The 1,780-nt window shown below is 49.0% G+C and carries 1 protein-coding gene and 1 pseudogene; one reads left to right on the top strand and one right to left on the bottom strand.

Going from position 1 to position 1,780, the window contains the following annotated elements; translation table 11 throughout:
• Window positions 1-21 precede the first annotated feature (21 nt).
• Window positions 22-147: pseudogene (locus P0D80_RS49920) on the top strand (IS5/IS1182 family transposase); the annotation flags it as partial.
• A gap of 232 nt (window positions 148-379) precedes the next feature.
• On the opposite strand, the gene P0D80_RS49925 reads toward P0D80_RS49920, so the two are convergent.
• Window positions 380-1,108, bottom strand: coding sequence for a hypothetical protein (locus P0D80_RS49925; RefSeq protein ID WP_408296075.1), 729 nt, complete (start codon window positions 1,106-1,108; stop codon window positions 380-382).
• Window positions 1,109-1,780: the final 672 nt, after the last annotated feature.

Genomic DNA, 1,780 nt, shown 5'->3' on the forward strand with positions numbered 1-1,780 from the left:
CAAAGCCCCCATAGGTAAGGAATCCTCACTGGCGCCAATCGTAACGATGTTACCCAGCTTCACCCACTGGTTGGCGCCATCCCGCCCATTGCTGGCAAGCGCGGCCGACCTCTTTCGAAGCCCCGCATTGTTCAGGGCGACCGGGGCTAGAAAGTGTAATATAAATGGCGAATTGTGTAATAGAAGTGGTGATTCTGCCTTTGGCCGCCCTAGAGATTTGGTCTGTTTGTCCCCTATAACACCGTTGCTCTAGGCTTTGCGAAAAAGAGATGCTGAGTTCTACGCGCGCTACCCCTGTTTTTATTACATATATCGCCACTTACATTACACTTCCACCGCCCAACTCATCGCCTAACCCCACCAAACGAAACGCTCTCGCTTAGAACACAAACATATCATCTGACTTGAGATGCGGCAGTATCTCTCTGCCTCTGAGAATGTCTGTCTCGATGATCTTATTGTTCGTCAGTGGGTGAGGGGAGCCGTTACTCATCAAGCAAGCCACACTGTTCCAAGTCATTAAGTCGTAGGTGTTATCACCGCGAGGCAGCAAACACCATTCCACATTCGCATCTTTGCTAAAATCCTCCCCAAGGCAAATTCTGCTGCCCATCACTGAGTCAAGGCCATTTTCAGACATTAGCCGTTCAAGGGTAGCCTCATCCGATATTGCATCGTTAATATCGCCCACTATCTCGCGGTACATCTCCGTACTCTTAACTGCCTCCTCTAAAACCAGTTTAAGCTGGCGAAAATTTAGATCGCAGGGCACGGCACACTGGCGACCATCAAAGTAAAACTCCAATGAGCCATTATATTCATTAATACTCAACCATTTACCGTCGACGCACGCAGAAATAGATTTATCATGTGGATGATTCTCCATATACGAATATAGATCGACTAAGGCTTTTTCGACAGCCGCTCCTTTCTTTTCCATAGCAGAAGACTTGACTAGGGCATAAATCCCAAATGTCAACATGGAGAGAATCAGGTCCTTAGCTCCGCCGGCATTCCCGAATGTTGCACCCCGCATGGCGACATTGGCGGATTTGATACCCCCCCCAAAAGCTCTAGCGATAGTACTTCCCGTTATTAGCGACGACATAATGAATATTATTTTCCTAAATTATAAACTTCGACATTGAAATGGGCAGGCCAAATACCCTCCAACCGGGCGTTGGTGCACTTATAAAGTCAATCCTCGCAACTTAAGGAGGCTACATGACGGTTTTGGAGGCGAATGCCTTGTGTGGCTTGGGTTGCAGCGATCGAGGTCGACTACGGTCGGGCTGAAGCGGATGGGCTTTCAACCGCTTTCAACCATTTCCCAAATGTCGACATTGAGAGAAGCAGGTCCCTAATCCCCCCGGTTACCATATCTCGCCCCGCGAATAGCCATACCTTCGTCAGCCGCGAAAGCTCTTTCAAGCGTATTTCTCGTTATCAATGACATAATTGTTCTCCTGCATTTACTAACTTCAACATTGAGATATGCGAATTGAGGTGCGCAAGTCGAATAGCCAAGGAATTTCGATCGTCCGGATGCAGGATGGCACTATGCATGCTGCGCTTGATCGAGCTAACGCTCTTTTGCGAATCTGACGTAAGTTTCGTAAATTTTCGTGATGTTCGCCTGGAAAACGAGGTTATTAGGAGAGCGTTTCGTTTGGTGGGGTGGTGCGCGCCCGGGTGCGGTATTGGTGGGGTCGGGCAACCGTGTTTGAAACTGTTTTCACAGGAACGCCACACTCGCGTGCCGGCGGCACCCCACCAAACG

It is taken from the genome of Paraburkholderia sp. RL17-373-BIF-A (assembly GCF_046030175.1).
Classification (GTDB): Bacteria; Pseudomonadota; Gammaproteobacteria; order Burkholderiales; family Burkholderiaceae; genus Paraburkholderia.

Excerpts from the sequence above, each read along its gene's own strand:
- P0D80_RS49925 (WP_408296075.1), bottom strand. The coding sequence starts at position 1,108 with ATGTCGTCGCTAATAACGGGAAGTACTATCGCTAGAGCTTTTGGGGGG.